General features: G+C 71.5%; 17 protein-coding genes. 5 read left to right on the top strand and 12 right to left on the bottom strand.

Features of this window, described 5'->3' with window-relative positions; all coding sequences use genetic code 11:
• Positions 1-44: 44 nt before the first annotated feature.
• The 4 genes from I596_RS16085 to I596_RS16070 are packed head-to-tail and all read right to left on the bottom strand — an operon-like array spanning position 45 to position 3,896.
• Positions 45-848: a DUF4340 domain-containing protein gene (locus I596_RS16085; RefSeq protein WP_067650268.1), complete on the bottom strand. Its 804-nt coding sequence runs from the start codon at positions 846-848 to the stop codon at positions 45-47.
• A complete protein-coding gene (locus I596_RS16080; protein WP_067650266.1) occupies positions 848-2,197 on the bottom strand; it encodes a GldG family protein in 1,350 nt (449 codons plus the stop codon). The genes I596_RS16085 and I596_RS16080 overlap by 1 nt, the downstream gene beginning before the upstream one ends.
• Positions 2,197-2,952, bottom strand: coding sequence for an ABC transporter permease (locus I596_RS16075; protein WP_067650264.1), 756 nt, complete (start codon positions 2,950-2,952; stop codon positions 2,197-2,199). Before I596_RS16075 ends, I596_RS16080 begins: the two co-directional genes overlap by 1 nt.
• Positions 2,949-3,896 (bottom strand): ABC transporter ATP-binding protein, encoded by a 948-nt coding sequence (locus tag I596_RS16070; RefSeq protein ID WP_083965658.1) that lies wholly within the window; start codon positions 3,894-3,896, stop codon positions 2,949-2,951. Before I596_RS16070 ends, I596_RS16075 begins: the two co-directional genes overlap by 4 nt.
• 169 nt (positions 3,897-4,065) lie before the next feature.
• On the opposite strand from I596_RS16070, the gene I596_RS16065 reads away from it, so the two are divergent.
• The gene (locus I596_RS16065) at positions 4,066-5,271 is read left to right on the top strand and encodes a DesA family fatty acid desaturase (RefSeq protein WP_067650259.1); all 1,206 of its coding nucleotides are present in this window, start codon (positions 4,066-4,068) and stop codon (positions 5,269-5,271) included.
• 90 nt (positions 5,272-5,361) lie between these two features.
• Here the strand turns inward: I596_RS16065 and rpmG are convergent, their stop codons facing one another.
• The 7 genes from rpmG to I596_RS16030 all read right to left on the bottom strand — a co-directional run bounded on the left by rpmG (position 5,362) and on the right by I596_RS16030 (position 9,888).
• Positions 5,362-5,526 (bottom strand): 50S ribosomal protein L33, encoded by a 165-nt coding sequence (rpmG, locus tag I596_RS16060; RefSeq protein WP_067650256.1) that lies wholly within the window; start codon positions 5,524-5,526, stop codon positions 5,362-5,364.
• A gap of 13 nt (positions 5,527-5,539) precedes the next feature.
• Positions 5,540-5,776: a 50S ribosomal protein L28 gene (gene rpmB / locus I596_RS16055; RefSeq protein WP_067650253.1), complete on the bottom strand. Its 237-nt coding sequence runs from the start codon at positions 5,774-5,776 to the stop codon at positions 5,540-5,542.
• Between the two features lie 349 nt (positions 5,777-6,125).
• Positions 6,126-6,842 carry a glycosyltransferase family 2 protein gene (locus I596_RS16050; protein WP_067650250.1) on the bottom strand — a complete coding sequence of 239 codons (717 nt, stop codon included), beginning with the start codon at positions 6,840-6,842 and terminating at the stop codon, positions 6,126-6,128.
• A 182-nt stretch (positions 6,843-7,024) separates the two neighbouring features.
• Positions 7,025-7,882, bottom strand: coding sequence for a ParB/RepB/Spo0J family partition protein (locus tag I596_RS16045; RefSeq protein ID WP_190279034.1), 858 nt, complete (start codon positions 7,880-7,882; stop codon positions 7,025-7,027).
• A 9-nt stretch (positions 7,883-7,891) separates the two neighbouring features.
• Positions 7,892-8,692: a ParA family protein gene (locus I596_RS16040; RefSeq protein WP_067650247.1), complete on the bottom strand. Its 801-nt coding sequence runs from the start codon at positions 8,690-8,692 to the stop codon at positions 7,892-7,894.
• Positions 8,689-9,339, bottom strand: a complete 651-nt coding sequence (rsmG, locus tag I596_RS16035; protein ID WP_067650244.1) for a 16S rRNA (guanine(527)-N(7))-methyltransferase RsmG — start codon at positions 9,337-9,339, stop codon at positions 8,689-8,691. Before rsmG ends, I596_RS16040 begins: the two co-directional genes overlap by 4 nt.
• Positions 9,340-9,429: 90 nt before the next feature.
• On the bottom strand, positions 9,430-9,888 hold the full coding sequence (locus tag I596_RS16030) for an SPFH domain-containing protein (protein WP_067650241.1): 459 nt from the start codon (positions 9,886-9,888) through the stop codon (positions 9,430-9,432).
• Positions 9,889-10,171: 283 nt separating this feature from the next.
• Between I596_RS16030 and I596_RS16025 the strand changes: the two genes are divergently transcribed.
• Positions 10,172-12,058: an ABC transporter ATP-binding protein gene (locus I596_RS16025; protein ID WP_067650239.1), complete on the top strand. Its 1,887-nt coding sequence runs from the start codon at positions 10,172-10,174 to the stop codon at positions 12,056-12,058.
• Here the strand turns inward: I596_RS16025 and I596_RS16020 are convergent.
• A complete protein-coding gene (locus I596_RS16020; RefSeq protein ID WP_067650237.1) occupies positions 12,049-14,634 on the bottom strand; it encodes a GGDEF domain-containing response regulator in 2,586 nt (861 codons plus the stop codon). The two genes, I596_RS16025 and I596_RS16020, sit on opposite strands and share 10 nt — an antisense overlap.
• A gap of 318 nt (positions 14,635-14,952) precedes the next feature.
• Between I596_RS16020 and hemB the strand changes: the two genes are divergently transcribed.
• From hemB to I596_RS16005, 3 genes are read left to right on the top strand one after another with little or no spacing between them, the layout of a single operon-like run.
• Positions 14,953-15,948 carry a porphobilinogen synthase gene (gene hemB / locus I596_RS16015; protein WP_067650234.1) on the top strand — a complete coding sequence of 332 codons (996 nt, stop codon included), beginning with the start codon at positions 14,953-14,955 and terminating at the stop codon, positions 15,946-15,948.
• The gene (gene aroE, locus I596_RS16010; RefSeq protein ID WP_067650231.1) at positions 15,945-16,766 is read left to right on the top strand and encodes a shikimate dehydrogenase; all 822 of its coding nucleotides are present in this window, start codon (positions 15,945-15,947) and stop codon (positions 16,764-16,766) included. The genes hemB and aroE overlap by 4 nt, the downstream gene beginning before the upstream one ends.
• 3 nt (positions 16,767-16,769) lie before the next feature.
• Positions 16,770-17,024 (top strand): YkgJ family cysteine cluster protein, encoded by a 255-nt coding sequence (locus I596_RS16005; protein WP_067650225.1) that lies wholly within the window; start codon positions 16,770-16,772, stop codon positions 17,022-17,024.
• Positions 17,025-17,141 lie beyond the last annotated feature (117 nt).

Genomic DNA, 17,141 nt, shown 5'->3' with positions numbered 1-17,141 from the left:
TGAGGAGCGACAGCCGCGGATGATGCAGGTCCGCGCCGGAAGCGTCACTGCGGCAGCGCGACACCCTCCGGCAGCAGCGCGACCAGGGTGGCCTGGTCGAGGACGTAGATCAGGGCCGGAGCGTCGCGCAGCGCCAGGTAGGCGTTCCCCTGGCGCAGCAGCCGGTAGCTCAGCGGTGTGCCGCCGGCCAGCACGAGGGTGGCCTCGATCGCCGACGCAGGCGGTTGGAAGCCTTCCGCCGCCTTCTCGATGTGCAGCGCCTGTGCCTGTGCCCAGGCGCCGGCGTCGCCGGCATGGACCGTGCCGGCGACGGAGAGGCTGACCGTCAGCGGGTTGCCATCCTGCGGCACCAGGTGGCGCTCCAGCTCGGTTTCGGCGACGGCGAGCAGGCGTGGGCTGAAGCGGTCGCGCGCGCGTGCGACGGTGTTGCCGACGGCGATGTAGCGATCGCTGTCGATGGCGTCCGTGGTGCCGACCCGGATGGCGTGCGCGTCGAGCTGGAGCTCGATCAGCGGCGGGTCCAGGCCCAGGCGCGAAAGATCCAGGTCCCCTTCGTGGTACCAGGTGCGTACCGGCGTGGCGGCGATGGCCAGCAGGCCGTCGACGGCCGCGGGGTCGGCCGGCAGGTCGTAGGGCTCGCGCATCCACCAGCGGCCGTCGACCCGTTCGAAACGCCGTGTGTCGCAGCCGCGGCAGCGGACCGTCACCTCGGTGATGCCGGCGGCATCCAGGGCCGTCAGCGGACCGGGCAGCGCGGTCCGCTCGTGGCGGAGCTGCAGGCCGACCGCGCCCGCGAGCGCGGCGGCCGCCGCGACGGCCAGCACCAGATGGCGTGTGCGCCGGCGCATCAGCGGCGCCGGCGGCGCCAGGCGATCACGCCGCCGCAGGCCGCCAGCAGTGCGGGGAGGCCGACCAGGAACGCGAAGCCGAGCAGGTTCAGGGTGGTTTGGGACAATGTCAGCTCGCGATCGGGCGCGCTGCGATCGGGGACTTCGACCAGGCTGTCGTCGTGGACCAGCCAATTGAACAGGCGCACGCCGAACTCGCGGTTGCCGGCGTTGCCGAGAAAGGTGTTGGAGAGGAAGTCGCCGTCGCCGATCACGACGACGCGCTGCTCGCTGCGCTCGGGATCCGGCGAGTTGCGCCGCAGCGCGAAGCCCAGGTCCAGCGGGCCGGTGATCTCGCCGGCTTCGGCGTCGTGGCGGACGTTGCCGGCGGCCTCGCCGGCCTGGGGGATGTGGCCGGTCTCGTTCCACGACTGCAGCGAACTGCGCAGCAGCGGGGCGATGTCCCAGCGGGGCGGCGAAACCTGCGCGAGGGCGACGGCCTGCGGAAACAGCGTGGTCAGCACGAAGCCCTGGGTGATCGCATGCGGAGGGTACTGGCTGACCGCGACGAAGGTCGGGTCGTCGAGCCCGAAGGCCGCGCCGCCGCCGTCGACCACCGTGCCGGGCAGCACGCGCAGCGAGAGCGCCTCGGCCAGCGCATCCAGGCCGCCGCGCTCGTCCGGCTCGGCCAGCCAGAGCAGGTTGCCGCCCCGCTCGACATAGTCGATCAGCTCGGTCACCGCCGCCGGCGGGAGCGCGACGCGCGGATTGGCGATCACGAGCAGGTCGGTGTTGCGCGGCACCTGGCCGCTGCTCGCCAGCGGCAGCCCGACCGGACGCATGCCTTGTTCCTGCAGCGCCAGGACGAACTGCCCGAGGTCCGCATTGGCCTGGCCCAGCGGCTGCCGCTCGCCGGCGCCTTCGAGGAAGGCGACGATGCGCTCGCCGCTGCGCGACAGGCGCAGCAGCGCGTTGGAGAACTCGTTCTCACTGAGCACCTTCAGGCGCTCGCTGCGCTCGCGATAGCGGATCTCGATCTCGCCGTCCAGGCGGATGCCTTCGGCGCGCATCGCGCCCGGGTCGGCGTCCGGATCGACGAAGCGCAGCGTCAGGTCCGGCTTCAGGCGCTGGTAGCGCGCGACGAACTCGCCGATGACCGGCCGCAGCCCGCCCTGCCGGCGCGCGTAGGAGACCACCTCGACGGGCGCGTCCAATGTTTCGAGCAGCGCGGTAGTGGCCGGGCCGAGGCTGGCGCGGGCACCGGCGCTGAGGTCGTACTCGAAGCCGTGCCGCGTGCTCAAGAAGCCCAGGCACACGGCCGCGATGCCGATCGCCACCTTGAAGAGGATGTCGCCGAGCCGTGCGCGCATCACGGTGCCTGCCGCAGGCGCTGCAGCCGGCGCGTCGCCAGGGCCAGGGCGACGGCGCAGATCAGCAGGAAGTAGGCGATGTCGACGCTGGCGACGATGCCGCGCAGGAACGGCTCGAGGTGGGTCGGCAGCGCGAACCAGTTGATCGCGCTGTTGCCGATGCCCTCGAAGCGCGCGCCGAGGTCGAGCACGCTCAGCGCGCCGCCGATCGCGACGGCCAGGCCGGCGGCGAGCGCCGGCTGCGCGACCCAGGCCGAGCAGGCGATCCCGATCGCGACCAGGGCGGCGGCGAACAAGGTCAGGCCGAGGGCCGCCGCCGCCAGCTTGCCCAGGTCCAGCGTGGTGCCGAAGGCGAGGCTGAGCGGCATCGCCGCGACCAGCGCGATCAGGATCAAGGCCAGCGGCAGCGTGCCGAGAAACTTGCCGAGCACGATGCGCAGGTCGCCCGCGCCGGCGGCCAGCAGCAGCGGCAGCGTGCGCAGCTGGCGCTCGCCCGCGAACGTGCGCATCGTCAGCAGCGGCACGACCAGCAGCAGCAGGTTCGAGAAGCTGCGCAGCAGCGGGATCGCGACCAGGTCCGTCACGCCCGGGGCGTTCGGCAGCGCGCCGAGCTTGGGCGCGATCTGCAGGTAGGCGCCCAGGGCCACCAGGAACTGCCAGGCCATCAGGGCCAGCACGGCAGCGGCCAGGCCCCAGGCGAACGCCTGGACCGCCTGTCGCCGCCATTCGTTGGTCGCGATCAATCCGGTGCTCATGCGGCGGCACCTTCGGGTTCGGGTTCGGTTTCGGTACTGGCGATGCGCAGGAAGGTTTCCTCCAGCGCGGAGCCTTCCGAGCGCAGCTCGACCAGGCCCCAGCCGCGGCCCACGACCGCCGCGGCGATCGCCGCCGCATCGGTCGCCGCCTGCGGGCGCAGCCGCCAGCGCAGCCCGTCGATCGCCTCGGCCGCCGCGACGCCGGTCATGCCGGTCCACGCGTCGGCCGTCACCGGCCGGGCCAGGGTCACGCGCAGCAGGCCGCCGGCGTCGAGGGCGTCGATGCGGCCGCGGTAGCGCAGGCGGCCGCGATGCAGGATCGCGACCCGGTCGCAGCAGGCCGATACGTCCGGCAGCAGGTGGGTCGACAGGATCACCGCATGGTGCTCGCCGAGGCTTCGCACCAGCGCGCGCAGCTTCAGTGCCTGCACCGGGTCCAGGCCGGAGGCCGGCTCGTCCAGTACGATCAGGTCCGGTTCGTGCACGATCGCCTGGGCGATGCCCACGCGTTGCCGATAGCCCTTGGACAGTGCGCCGATCAGGCGCCGCCGGACGTCGCCGAGGTCGCAACGCTCGATCGTGCGGTCCAGTTGCGCGCGCAGCCGCGCGCCGGCCAGGCCGTGCAGCCGTCCGCAGAACCGCAGGAACTCGGCGACCGTGAGTTCCGCGTAGAGAGGCGGGTCCTCCGGCAGGTAGCCGATCGCACGCCGGGCGGTGTGCGGCTGTTCGGCCAGGTCGACCCCGTTGAGGCGGATGGTGCCGCGATCGGGCGCCAGGACGCCGGCCACCAGCCGCAGTGTCGTGGACTTGCCGGCGCCGTTGATGCCGAGCAGGCCCACGACCTCGCCCTTGCCGACCGTCAGGTCCAGTGCGTCGACGATGACGCGGCCGGCCAAGGAGCGGCCGGTCTGTTCGAGCGTGAGGACAGGGGGTGAAGAAGGCATGGAGCGCGCATTGTTCCGGTTCGGCCCCCCGCGCGGCAAGCCGGGCCGCGGGACGGACCCGCCCGGCAGCTTTTGAAACCTTTACGCCGCCTGCGGCGTCGTCGATGGTCCCCGGGGGGCCGGCTCACGTATAGTCGGCCATCGCATTCCTTGGGCTTTTGGCGTCAACATGTTGGATACCGTTCTCGATTTCGCCGCGCGCGGCCTGTTCAGCCAGGCCTCGTGGGGCACCTGGATCACCTATTTCGTGGTCGTCACGCAGTTGACGATCTTCTCGGTCACGCTGTACCTGCATCGCAGCCAGACCCACCGCGGCGTCGATTTCCACCCGCTGCTCGCGCATTTCTTCCGCTTCTGGGCGTGGCTGACCACGGCGATGGTGACCAAGCAGTGGGTCGCGATCCACCGCAAGCACCACGCGCAGACGGAGACCGCCGAGGATCCGCACAGCCCGGTCGTCCACGGCATCGGCAAGGTGCTGCTGGAGGGCGTGGACCTGTATCGCGTCGCCTGCCGCGATGCCTCGATCATGGACAAGTACGGCATGGGCACGCCCAACGACTGGATCGAGCGCGCTGTCTACGCGCGCGCGCCGTCGATGGGTCCGACGCTGATGCTGCTGGTCAACTTCGCGCTGTTCGGCGCGGTGGGCGTGGCCATCTGGGCGTTGCAGATGATCTGGATCCCGTTCTGGGCGGCCGGCGTCGTCAACGGCCTCGGGCACTGGTGGGGCTACCGCAACTTCGAGTCGGCCGACACCTCGACCAATCTCTCGCCGTGGGGGCTCATCATCGGCGGCGAGGAACTCCACAACAACCATCACGCGTTCCCCAGCTCGGCGAAGTTCGCGCTGCGCAAGTTCGAGTTCGACATCGGCTGGGCGGCGATCCGCCTGTTCGAGACGCTGCGCCTGGCCAAGGTCCTGCGCGTCGCGCCGGCGCTCGATCTGCGCGCGAACGTGCCGCTGCCCGACGGCGAGACGATCAAGGCGCTGCTGTCGCACCGGTTCCACGTCATGAGCGACTACTTCAGCGGCGTGATCGTGCCGATCCTGCGCGAGGAAGCTGCCCATGCGGGCGCCAGCATCAAGTCGATGCCGCGCAAGCTGCGCAAGGCGCTCGCCAACGGCGGCCGCTGGCTCGATTCCCATTCGCGCGAGCGGCTCGAGGCGGTCGTGCGCGAGCGCCCGCTGCTGGCGACAGTCTGCGAGTTCCGCGCCCGCCTCGCCGCGCTGACCGAGCGCAACGGCCGCAATGCCGAGGCGATGCTGGAGAGCGTCAAGCAGTGGTGCCACGAAGCCGAATCGAGCGGCATCCGCGTGCTGGCCGATTTCGCGGCGCGGCTCAAGGGCTACCGGATCGCGGCCGAGCATTGAGCCGGCAGCGGCCGCGCGGGCATCGGACAGGCCCGGACAACAAAAAACCCGCCGAGAGGCGGGTTTTTTGTCGGGTCGGCAAGGCCGGACTTACTTGATCTTGCCTTCCTTGTACGGCACGTGCTTGCGCACCACCGGGTCGTACTTCTTGACTTCCATCTTTTCCGGCGTGTTCTTCTTGTTCTTGTCGGTCGTGTAGAAATGACCGGTGCCGGCGGTGGAGATCAGGCGGATCTTGTCGCGCTTGGATGCCATGTTCGATTACTCCTCAGACCTTCTCGCCGCGGGCGCGCAGTTCCTTGAGAACCGCGTCGATGCCCTTCTTGTCGATCGTGCGCAGGCCATTGCTGGACACGCGCAGGCGGATCCAGCGGTTCTCGCTGGCAACCCAGAAGCGGCGCTCGTGGAGATTCGGCAGCCAGCGGCGCCGGGTCTTGTTGTTGGCGTGGGAAACGTTGTTGCCGGTAAGAACGCTCTTGCCGGTCACTTGGCAGACTCTGGACATGCGAACCTCTCGTGTCTCGGGTGCCGTCCTTGGCCAGGACGGCGGCGGCCCAGCGGCGACGATGCGCCACACGGTGCTGGAGCGCTGCGATCGGGCGACAGGGCGGACCGTGTGCCGGGGCCTGGCGGCCTGCGGAGGCAGGCGGATCGAAGCGAGCCGCGCTTTATAGCGGAAATCCGCCGGTCCGGCAACCGCCGGGACGGCGGGCGGGTCCGGAAAGCGCCCGCCGGATCGGGCCTGGAGGCCGCCGGCGGGTGCCGGGTGCCTGGACCCGACGGCCGGAGCCCGCGGCACCCCTGACGACATCTTCAGCGCCCAGGCGCGACCGGTCCGGCGCTGGACGAAGGGCCTAGAGTTCCTCGACCGCCGTGCGGCGCGAGCGGCGGATCAGCCAGGCGACGCCGCGCAGGTCCGCGATCCCGACCAGGGCCCGGTTGAGGTTGTTGTACTTGGAGCTTCCGGCCCCGCGGGCGCGATGGTTGACCGGTACGCTGCGGACCTGCCAGCCCGCCCGCTGCATCAGCGCCGGCAGGTAGCGGTGCATGTGGTCGAAGTAGGGCAGGTCCAGGAACGCGGCCCGCTCGAACAGCTTGATGCCGCAGCCGGTGTCCGGCGTGTCGTCGCGCAGCAGGCGCCGGCGGATCGCGTTGGCGATGCGGGAGGCGTAGCGCTTGGAGCCCGAATCCTGCCGATGCACGCGCCAGCCGGCGAACAGCTTGACGTCGGCAGGCGATCCGTCCCGCAGTACGAGCAGCTTGGGGATGTCGGCCGGGTCGTTCTGCCCGTCGCCGTCCAGCGTCGCGATCCAGTCGCCGCGCGCGGCCTTGACGCCGGTGCGGATCGCCGTGCTCTGGCCGCTCTGGGCCAGGTGGCGCACGACGCGCAGCTCGGGCGTGCGCGCGCGCGCTTCGGCGAGCACGGCCAGCGTGTCGTCGCGGCTGAGGTCGTCGACGTAGACGATCTCGAAGTCGGCTCGCCCGCGCAGGGCGGTGACGATCTCGTCGATCAGCGGCAGGATGTTGTCGCGCTCGTTGTGCACCGGCACGACGACGGAGAGTTGGCGCATGACACCGGGTCCATCACACGGGAGGGATGCGGCGGCCGGGCCGCCCGGGCGCCATTATCGCCGATCGGCCCGCAGCACGGCGCTCCGTGCACCCGGATCCGTCGTGCTCCAGGCGCCGCCGGTCGGGTGTACCGCCGATGCCGCCGGCTCCCGGGACGGCGAGGCGCTGGGGCCGCCGCCGGTCAGCGGATGCGCTCGAGGATGCCGTCCAGCTCGTCGAGGCTGTGGTAGTGGATCACGATGCGGCCGCGGCCGCCGCGGCCGTGCGCCAGTGCGACCCGGGTCGAGAGTTTCTCGGCCAGCTCGCGCTCCAGCGATTCGATGTTGGCGTCGCGGCGCGGCGTGGCGGCCTTGCCGGTGGGCAGCTCGTCCACCCGGCGCACGGCTTCTTCCAGCTCGCGTACCGACCAGCCGTTCTCGGCGGCCTGCCGGGCCAGCGCGATCGCGCGGTTCGGCGGCAGCGTCAGCAGCGCGCGGGCGTGGCCCATGTCGAGCTTGCGCGTATCGAGCAGCGTGCGGATCTCGGGCGGCAGCTCCAGCAGGCGCAGCAGGTTGGAGACGGCCGCCCGCGACCGGCCGACGGCATCGGCCGCCTGCTGATGGGTCAGGTCGAACTCCTCGATCAGGCGGGCCAGCGCCTGGGACTCTTCCAGCGGCGACAGGTCCTCGCGCTGGATGTTCTCGATCAGCGCCATCGCGACGACGGCCTGGTCGGGCACTTCCTTGACCAGGGCCGGGACCTCGGTCATGCCGGCCTTCTGCGCCGCGCGCCAGCGCCGCTCGCCGGCGATCAGCTCGTAGCGGTCCGGCGCGATGGCGCGCACGACGACCGGCTGGATCAGCCCCTGCGCCTTGATCGACGCGGCCAGTTCCTCCAGCCGCTCCGGATCGATGGACTGCCGCGGCTGGTACTTGCCGGGCTGGATGCTGGCGGCGGCCAGCGTGCGCAGTTCGCCTTCGCTCTCGGCGGCCGCGGCTTCGCCGCCGCCGAGCAGGACATCGAGCCCGCGGCCGAGTCCGCGCTTCTTGGCTGCCATCAGGTCCAACTCCTATGCGTGGGGAACGGCCGCCGGTGCCGGCGGCGCGGGGCCGCGCTCGCGCCGCAGCATCTCGCCGGCCAGGCCGAGGTAGGCGATAGCGCCGCGCGACTCGCGGTCGTAGAGATTGATCGGCTTGCCGTGGCTGGGCGCCTCGGCCAGGCGGATGTTGCGCGGGATCACCGATCGCAGCACCTTGTCGCCGAAATGCTTGGTCAGCTGCGCGGAGACCTCGTTGCCGAGATTGTTGCGCACGTCGTACATGGTGCGCAGCAGGCCATCGACTTCCAGGTCCGGATTGAGCCGGCGCCGCACCGCCTCGATCGTGTCGAGCAGGCTGGAGAGGCCCTCCAGCGCGAAGTACTCGCACTGCACCGGGATCAGCACGCCATGGGCAGCGGTCAGCGCATTGAGCGTCAGCAGGTGCAGGCTCGGCGGGCAGTCGATCAGGATCGTGCGGTAGCGGTCGCCGAGGCCGGCGAGCTGGTCCTTGAGCCGCGATTCGCGGGCCAGGGCGTCCATCAGCTTGACCTCGGCGGCGGTCAGGTCGGGGCCGCCGGGCAGCAGGTCGAAGCCGCCCTCGGTCGACACGATCGCCTGCTCGGCGCGCACCTCGTCGAGCAGGACGTCGCAGGTGTTGGGCTTGGCGTGGCGCTTGTCGATGCCCGACGCCATCGTCGCGTTGCCTTGCGGATCCATGTCCACCAGCAGCACGCGGCGGCGCGTCTCGACCAGCGCGGCGGCGAGGTTGACGGCGGTCGTGGTCTTGCCGACCCCGCCCTTCTGGTTGGTGATGGCGATGATGCGCGTCATGGCGGGGCCGGATCCTGGGCGTTGCGTTGGATGACCACCAGGTGCCGCTCGGCGCCCAGGCCCGGAACCTCCAGGGCATGGACGGCGTCGATGCGGAATCCGGCGGGAACGGCGTCTATTTCATCCTGAGGGAAACGGCCCTTCATTGCCAGCCACCGCCCCCCGGGAGCGAGCAGGTGGCCGCCGCTGTCGAGCATCTCGGCCAGCGTCGCGAAGGCGCGGGCGGTCACGCAATCGAAAGTGCCGTCGACCGCCTCGACCCGGCTCTCGGCCACGCGTACGTTGCGCAGCCCGAGGTCGCGCGCGGCCGCCCGCAGGAAGCGGGCCTTCTTGCCGTTGGCGTCGATCAGCAGCACCGGCCGCTCCGGCGCGAGGATCGCCAGTGGAATGCCCGGCAGGCCGGCGCCGGAGCCGACGTCGGCCAGGGCCGCGCCGTCGACCCAGCGGGCGATCGCCAGCGAGTCGAGCAGGTGGCGCACGACCATGGCCGCCGGGTCGCGCACGGCGCTCAGGTTGTAGGCGCGATTCCAGCGAACCAGCAGATCGATGTAGTCGAGCAGGCGCTCGGCCGTCGCGTCGGCGAGATCGAGGCCGAAGCGGGTTGCGCCGTCGGTCAGGAGAGGCCGCAGCGGTTCGCGGGCAGGCATGGCGGAAAGCGGGTGCGGGCGCGCCAGTATCGGGGCGGCGCTCCGCAAAATCCAGACGGGCCGCCGTCTTCCGGCGGCCGCGCGCCGGCGTCAGGCGGCTTCGGCCAGGTCGATGCGCGTCACCAGCAGCCCGCGCTCGCGCAGCTCGCTGTTGAGCGTCTGCTTGAGCCAGGTGCGCCGTTCGGCCAGGTCGTCGGGCAGCGCCGGCTGGTGCAGGAGCTCGCTGGTGCGCGCCCGCAGCAGGTCGTCCACCTGTTCGATCACGGCATCGGCACGCTGCGGGTCGAGCACCTGGAAATAGACCGCGCCGCTGATGCGCCGGCCGTCGCCGGCGGCGTCCTCGAATGCGAGCGAGCTGCCGGTCAGGCTGATCTTGTGGGCGACGCGCTCGATCAGCGGCACCACCACGTGCATGCCCGACGGCAGCACGCGCGTGCGACCGCCGAGCCGGCGCAGCGTATAGACCTGCCCCACGGGGATGCGGCGGATCGAGAGGACGGCGAGCAGGGCGGCAGCGCCGAGGAATGTCCATATGAAGGGCGACAACATGTCCTGGGTACTCTAGTTATTTAACTACAGACACTTGCAGCGCATTGTTGATGCGATGCTATCAGAGATATTCCTAAGTTGGAATAACAAACGCTTAACAGTTTGCCCGAGGGCTGCATAACAAAAACTGAACATTGTCGGCTGCCAGGGTGCGAAGCAGCCTGGCGCAGCGCGAAGACGGAGAACGGCAGCGGATCGGCGCGTCTGCGGGCGTTTTCGAGCAGAATCCGGTCCCTGGGCCCCCGGGGGCGTCTCGAGGCGGGCGATGCCGCGCCACTATGCGATGGGAGGCCGGGCCGGCAGCGGCCCGGGCTGGCAGGGGCGCGAGCCGCCGCCGAAGCAGACGCTGCGGCAACGATTCGGTGCGCTGCGCAACCTGCCGCCGTTCCTGCGGCTGGTCTGGGAGACCCACCGCGGTTTCACGCTGGCCACGCTCGGACTGCGCCTGGTCCGTGCGCTGCTGCCGGTGGCCACGCTGTATGTCGGCAAGCTGATCATCGACGCGGTGGTCGCGCTGGTCGGCCATCCGGTCGCCGCCGACGGCCTGGCGGCGCTCTGGCACAGCGGCGTGCTGGATCCGGTGTTCGCCCTGCTGCTGGTCGAGCTGGGACTGGCCGTGCTTTCCGACCTGCTCGGGCGGGCCGTCTCGCTGATCGACGCGCTGCTGTCGGAGCGCTACACCAACGCCTCGAGCATCCGCCTGATGGAGCACGCGGCGACGCTGGACCTGGAGGATTTCGAGGACAGCGAGCTGCAGGACCGCCTCGACCGCGCCCGCCGCCAGAGCATGGGCCGCGTGACCTTGATGGCGCAGCTGTTCGGCCAGGCGCAGGATGTCGTGACGATCCTGGCGTTCGCCGCCGGCCTGATCGTCTATGCGCCGTGGCTGATCGTGCTGCTGGTGATCGCGCTGGTACCCGCCTTCATCGGCGAGGCCCATTTCAACGCGCAGAGCTACTCGCTCGACTACGCCCGGGCGCCGGAGCGGCGCGAGCTGGACTACATCCGGCAGACCGGCGCCAGCGCCGAGACCGCCAAGGAGGTCAAGATCTTCGGCCTGCACGCGTTCCTGATCGCGCGCTACCGCGAGCTGGCCGAGGCGTTCTATGCGGCCAATCGCGCGCTGGCGACACGCCGCGCGGTCTGGGGCACGGTGCTGACCGCGATCGGCACGCTGGCCTACTACGCCGCCTACGCGATCATCGTCTGGCGCACGATCCGCGGCGACTTCACCATCGGTGACCTCACCTTCCTGTCCGGCGCGTTCCGGCGCCTGCGCACCCTGCTCGAGAACCTGCTGATCGGTTTCTCGCAGGTGGCCGGCCAGGCGCTGTACCTGGACGACCTGTTCTCGTTCTTCACGATCCAGCCGGAGATCCGCACGCCGGCGCAGCCGCGCGCGTTCCCGCGGCCGATCCGCGCGGGGCTGGCCTTCGAGAACGTCGGCTTCCGCTACCCGGGCGCGGAGCGGTGGGCGGTGCGCCACCTGGACTTCACGCTCGAGGCCGGGGAGGTGCTCGCGCTGGTCGGCGAGAACGGCGCCGGCAAGACCACGCTGGTCAAGCTGATGGCGCGGCTCTACGACCCGGACGAAGGCCGCATCCTGCTCGACGGCCACGACCTGCGCGAGTACGACCTCGACACGCTGCGCGCGAACGTCGGCGTGATCTTCCAGGACTTCGTCCGCTACCACCTGACCGCGGCCGAGAACATCGCGGTGGGCCGGATCGAGGCGCGGGCCGACCGCGCGCGGATCGAGCGTGCCGCCCGCGACAGCCTGGCCGACGAGGTGATCCGCCGGCTACCGGACGGCTATGACCAGGTAGTAGGCAAGCGCTTCCGCACCGGCGTGGAGCTGTCGGGCGGGGAGTGGCAGAAGATCGCGATCGCCCGCGCCTACATGCGCGACGCCCAGCTGCTGATCCTCGACGAGCCGACGGCCGCCCTGGATGCGCGCTCGGAGTTCGAGGTGTTCCAGCGCTTCAAGGCGCTGGCGGCCGGGCGCACCGCGGCGATCATCTCGCACCGGTTCTCGACGGTGCGCATGGCCGACCGCATCCTGGTGCTCGACGGCGGCCGCATCGAGGAGATCGGCACGCACGAGGCGCTGCTGGCGGCCGGGCGCCGCTACGCGGAGCTGTTCGAGCTGCAGGCGGCCGGTTATCGCTGAACGTCGTCGACGGCGGCCGCCGCTTCGAGGGCGGGCCGCTGGCCCGGCGCCAGCAGGGCGGTCAGGTCCAGCTTGTGCAGCAGGCGCGGCTCGCCGATCCAGTGGCCCTGGGCGTAGTCGACGCCGGCCGCGCGCAAGGCCTGGATGCTGCCGAAGCTCTCGACGTGCTCGCCGATGACCTGCAGGCCCAGCGAATGGGCCAGCTGGCTGATCGAGACGATCATCTTGCGGTCCATGTCGCTGGTCGTCATCGCCTCGACGAAGCTGCCGTCGATCTTGACGAAGTCGACGTCCAGGTCGCGCAGGTGGCTGAACGAGGAGAAGCCGATGCCGAAGTCGTCCAGCGCGAAGCGGCAGCCCAGCGCGCGCATCCGGCCGATGAAGCGGCGCGCCAGACGCAGGCTGACCAGCTCGCTGGTCTCGGTGATCTCGATCATCAGCCGGCGCGGCGGCACGCCCGAGGCGACCACGCATTCCTCGATCGCCTGCAGCGTCGCGGCATCGTCGAGCGTGACGCCGGAAAGATTGACCGTGAACGTCACCGGCACCGCCGGCAGCGGCAGCCGCACGATCTGGCCGAGCAGGTGGCGGAACACCCACAGGTCGAAGCGCGGCATCAGGCCGACACGCTCGGCCATCGGCACGAACACGCTCGGCGTGATCAGCTGGCCGCCCTTGCCGACCATGCGCGTGAGCACCTCGAAGAAATACTCGCGATCGCCGTGGCTGCCGCCGTTGATGCGCCAGCCCTGGCGCTCGACGACGTCGCGCTCGTCCTCGGGCAGCGCGCCGATCGGCACGATCGCCTGGGCCAGCAGGACCAGGCGGTCGTGCTCCAGCGCGGCACGGATGCGCTCGGTCCAGCCGGCCTCCAGCTCGCGCGCGACGCGCGCGTCGCGCTGGCCGCTGTTGATCTCGGTCTGGTCGCGGCCGCGCTGCTTGGCGGTCTTGCAGGCCAGCCGCGCCTGCTCCAGCGCGTGCTCGACCGAGGGCGTGCCCGGCCCGAGGATCGCGACGCCGAGCGAGGCGGTCGCCGCGCGCCAATGGCCGCCGGCCTGGTAGCGGCGCTGGCGTACCAGCGCCCGGTAGCTCTCGGCCTGCGCGTGCAGCTGGTCCAGCTCGATCCGCGACAGCAGCACCGCCAGGCGGTCGCCCTCCAGGCGGGCCGCCTGGTCGCCCTCCGCGAGTTGCTGGCGCAGCGCCTCGGCCAGCTCGACCAGCATGCGGTCCGCGGCCGGCTGGCCGCCGGCATCGATGACCTGGTTGAAGCGGTCGATGTCGATGTAGAGCAGGGCCGAGTAGCCGCCCTGTTCGGCGAGGCGTTCGAGTTCCCCGGCCAGCAGCTCGTTGAAGCGGCGTCCGTTGAGCAGGCCGGTGAGGTGGTCGTGGGTCAGTTCCCAGTGCAGGCGCTGGACGTCGTGCTGGCCGGAGGCGTCGCGGAAGATCACGGCGGCGCCGTTGCGCTGCCGCGGATCGTGCAGCGGCAGCAAGGTGTACTCCACCGCCAGCGGCGTGCCATCGGCGCGCAGGAAGACCGCTTCGAGGCCACGGGCCGGCGTGCCGGCCGCCAGCGTCTCGCGCAGCAGGCGGGCGGTCGCGCCGTAGCCGCCGACGTAGCGGTCGATCGGCGTGCCGAGCAGCGGGCCGTCGTCGGCATGGCCGAGCAGCTCCAGCGCGGTCGGGTTGACGAAGCCGATGCGGCCCTCGCCGTCGAGGCCGAAGACGCCGTCGCCGACCGAGCCCAGGATGCCTTCGAGCCGCTCGCGCTCGGCGTCCGCGGACCGTTCCAGCTCGATCTGCCGGGCCAGCCGGCGCACGCGCGCCAGGAACAGGTCTTTGGTTTCGGTCTTGAACAGGCATTCGCCGGCGCCGGCGGCCAGGCAGCGCTGGATGATGTCGTCCCGGTAGGTGCCGGTGATGACCGCCAGCAGCGGTGCCGCCGGCTGCGCAGCCAGGCGCCGGCACAGCTCGTCGCCGGTGCCGTCGGGCAGGAAGTAGTCGACGATCGCCAGGTCGTGGCGCGCGGCGGCGGTCCGCGCCAGCGCCTCGGCGACCGAGCCGGCGGTGTCGACCGCGAAGCCGTTGCGTTCGAGCAGCTGCCGGTAGGCGTGGCGGACGCTGTGCGAGTCGTCGACGAAGAGGATACGCAGCTGGCCGTCGCGCACCGGTGCCGGTACGTCGACCGGCGCGGTCGAGACGCCGACCGGATGCAGCTCGCCGATCACCGCCGGCAGGCGCGCGAAGTTGGACCAGAGCAGCAGGCGCCCGTTGCGGCAGGTGCGCGCCCAGCTGCCGGCCTCGGCGCTGGCCTCGTGCGCCAGGATCACGGCCGAGGGCGCCGTCGGGTTGCGTCCGAGGTAGTCGAGCAGGGCCAGGAACTCGCGGCTGGAGCGGGGTGGCGCACCGATCACGGCCAGCGAGTAGGCCTGGTTGGCGCCGACGGACTTGCGCAGGTGGTCGTGCGCGTCGAGGTAGCTGGCCAGCTCGGCGCGCGGCGGCAACCCGGCCGCATTGAGCGTGCGCCGCAGCAGATGGCTGAGCGTACTCGACCGCTCGACTAGCAAGATGCCGCTCAAGAAGTCCCCCGGGATGTGATGCGATCCGCCGCGAACGCGCCGCATCGCCTTGCGCGCGTGGCGTGTCGCACGCCGTCGTCGCCATCGGAGCGGTCGCCAGGCCGCCGGCTTCCTGCCGGCTGCGAGCCCTGCGCCGGGCGACCCTTGCTGTGCCGGTGCGCAACCCCGCCATCAGATCAAAGAGCACCGGCGCTGGCAAGCGGGGTGCGGCAGGGCAGGGCCCGCGGCCGAGGCATTTGGACGCAACGGGCCGCCGCATCGCTTTCATTACAATGGTCGCCCCGTTTCCGCTGCGCCCACGATCCACCCGGAGCCGCCATGTCCTATCCGTCCACCCGCCTGCGCCGCATGCGCCGCGACGCGTTCTCGCGCGCGCTGATGCGCGAAACCACCCTGCTGGTCAGCGACCTGATCATGGTCGCCTTCGTCGTCGAGGGCAGCGGCAAGCGCGAGGCGGTACCGTCGATGCCGGGCGTGTTCCGGCTTTCGATCGACGAACTCGTGAAGCTGGCCGGCGACTGCGTCGCCCTCGGCATCCCGGCGCTGGCGCTGTTCCCTTCGCCCGGCCAGGACGTCAAGACCGAGGACGCGCGCGAGGCCTGGAATCCCGACGCGCTGTTCCAGCGCGCCGCCCGCGCGGTCAAGGCGCGCTATCCGCAGCTCGGCCTGATCGGCGACGTGGCCCTGGACCCGTACACCACGCACGGCCAGGACGGCCTGATCGATGCGGCCGGCTACGTCATGAACGACCCGACGATCGAGGCGCTGGTGCGCATGGCGCTGGCCCAGGCGGAGGCCGGCTTCGACTTCGTCGCCCCGTCGGACATGATGGACGGGCGCATCGGCGCGATCCGGCTGGCGCTCGAGCAGGCCGGCCACGTGCATACGCGCATCCTGGCCTATTCGGCCAAGTACGCCTCCGGCTTCTACGGCCCGTTCCGCGACGCGGTCGGCTCCGCCGGCAACCTCGGTTCCGGCGGCAAGCACACCTACCAGATGGACGTGGGCAACAGCGACGAGGCGCTGCGCGAGGTGGAGCTGGACATCCACGAGGGTGCCGACGCGGTGATGGTCAAGCCGGGCCTGCCGTACCTGGACGTCGTGCGCCGGGTCAAGGATCGCTTCGGCGTGCCGACCTTCGTCTACCAGGTCAGCGGCGAGTACGCGATGCTCAAGGCCGCCGCGCAGAACGGCTGGCTCGACGAGCGCACCGTCGTGCTCGAGACCCTGACCGCGATGAAGCGTGCCGGCGCCGATGCGATCCTGACCTACTACGCGATCGACGCCGCGCGCTGGCTGACGCGGGGCGAATGAGCGCGCCGGTGCTGCATGCGGTGTTCGGCCAGCCGGTCGCGCATTCGCTGTCGCCGTACATCCACGCCGCGTTCGCGGCGCAGTTCGGGCTGGCGATCGACTACCGCCGCATCGAGGCCGGGCCGGACGACTTCGCCGCGGCCCTCGCGGCCTTCGCGACCGCCGCCGGCCGCGGCGCCAACGTCACGCTGCCGCTGAAGGAACTGGCTGCATCGCTGTGCGCCGAGGTGACGCCGCGCGCGCGCCGGGCCGGCAGCGTCAATACGCTGACGCGCACGTCCGGCGGCTGGGCCGGCGACACCACCGACGGTATCGGCTTGCTGCAGGACCTCGGCGCCCGCCACGGCGTGTCGCCGGTGGGCCTGCGCGTGCTGATGATCGGCGCCGGCGGTGCCGCGCGTGCCGCCGCCCGCGCGCTGCTCGATGCCGATGTCGCCGCGCTCGTGATCGCCAATCGCACGCCGGCGCGCGCGCAGCGACTGGTCGAGGCGCTGGCCGATCCGCGCGCCAGCGCCTCGGCGCCCGATGCCGTGCCGGGCCGGTTCGATCTCGTCGTCAATGCCAGCGCGGCCGGGCACCAGGGCCAGCCGCCGGCGTTCGCGGCCGCGGCCATGGACTCCGGCAGCGTCGCCTATGACCTCTCGTACGGTGCGGCCGCGGCGCCTTTTCTTGCCCTGGCAACTTCGGCCGGCGTGCGCACCGCGCTCGACGGCCTCGGCATGCTGGTCGAGCAGGCGGCCGCCTCGTTCGCGCTCTGGCACGGCCACCCGCCCGACACCGCGCCGGTGTACGCGGGACTGCGCGCGCGGCTGGCCTGACCGATGGACTGCCGGTCCGGCTGCGGCGCCTGCTGCATCGCGCCTTCGATCTCCTCGCCGATCCCCGGCATGCCGCACGGCAAGCCGGCCGGCGTGCGCTGCGTGCAATTGACGCCCGACAACCGCTGCGCGATCTTCGGGCGGCCCGAGCGGCCAGCGGTATGCCGGCGCCTGCAGCCGTCCGCATCGATGTGCGGGTCCGGGGCCGCCGATGCGCTGTCGCGATTGACCGCGCTGGAAGTCGCGACGCGGCCCTGACGGCCGGCCGCGTCATCGCCGCGTGAGCGATGGAGAGCGTCACCGGGGGGCCTGGGGTTCCGTCCGTGTCCCTGCGCCTGGGCGATCGGCCGGCAGGCGATCGAAGCTGTACGCCAA

The organism is Dokdonella koreensis DS-123, assembly GCF_001632775.1.
Taxonomy (GTDB): Bacteria; Pseudomonadota; Gammaproteobacteria; order Xanthomonadales; family Rhodanobacteraceae; genus Dokdonella; species Dokdonella koreensis.
Note: the sequence above shows the minus strand (reverse complement) of the source record. Positions and strands in the feature narration are given on the sequence as shown.

Excerpts from the sequence above, each read along its gene's own strand:
- I596_RS16025 (WP_067650239.1), top strand. The coding sequence starts at position 10,172 with ATGGGAGGCCGGGCCGGCAGCGGCCCGGGCTGGCAGGGGCGCGAGCCG.
- rpmG (WP_067650256.1), bottom strand. The coding sequence starts at position 5,526 with ATGGCATCCAAGCGCGACAAGATCCGCCTGATCTCCACCGCCGGCACC.
- I596_RS16080 (WP_067650266.1), bottom strand. The coding sequence starts at position 2,197 with ATGCGCGCACGGCTCGGCGACATCCTCTTCAAGGTGGCGATCGGCATC.
- I596_RS16005 (WP_067650225.1), top strand. The coding sequence starts at position 16,770 with ATGGACTGCCGGTCCGGCTGCGGCGCCTGCTGCATCGCGCCTTCGATC.
- aroE (WP_067650231.1), top strand. The coding sequence starts at position 15,945 with ATGAGCGCGCCGGTGCTGCATGCGGTGTTCGGCCAGCCGGTCGCGCAT.
- hemB (WP_067650234.1), top strand. The coding sequence starts at position 14,953 with ATGTCCTATCCGTCCACCCGCCTGCGCCGCATGCGCCGCGACGCGTTC.
- I596_RS16040 (WP_067650247.1), bottom strand. The coding sequence starts at position 8,692 with ATGACGCGCATCATCGCCATCACCAACCAGAAGGGCGGGGTCGGCAAG.
- I596_RS16030 (WP_067650241.1), bottom strand. The coding sequence starts at position 9,888 with ATGTTGTCGCCCTTCATATGGACATTCCTCGGCGCTGCCGCCCTGCTC.
- I596_RS16070 (WP_083965658.1), bottom strand. The coding sequence starts at position 3,896 with ATGCCTTCTTCACCCCCTGTCCTCACGCTCGAACAGACCGGCCGCTCC.
- I596_RS16075 (WP_067650264.1), bottom strand. The coding sequence starts at position 2,952 with ATGAGCACCGGATTGATCGCGACCAACGAATGGCGGCGACAGGCGGTC.
- I596_RS16065 (WP_067650259.1), top strand. The coding sequence starts at position 4,066 with ATGTTGGATACCGTTCTCGATTTCGCCGCGCGCGGCCTGTTCAGCCAG.
- I596_RS16085 (WP_067650268.1), bottom strand. The coding sequence starts at position 848 with ATGCGCCGGCGCACACGCCATCTGGTGCTGGCCGTCGCGGCGGCCGCC.
- rpmB (WP_067650253.1), bottom strand. The coding sequence starts at position 5,776 with ATGTCCAGAGTCTGCCAAGTGACCGGCAAGAGCGTTCTTACCGGCAAC.
- I596_RS16050 (WP_067650250.1), bottom strand. The coding sequence starts at position 6,842 with ATGCGCCAACTCTCCGTCGTCGTGCCGGTGCACAACGAGCGCGACAAC.
- rsmG (WP_067650244.1), bottom strand. The coding sequence starts at position 9,339 with ATGCCTGCCCGCGAACCGCTGCGGCCTCTCCTGACCGACGGCGCAACC.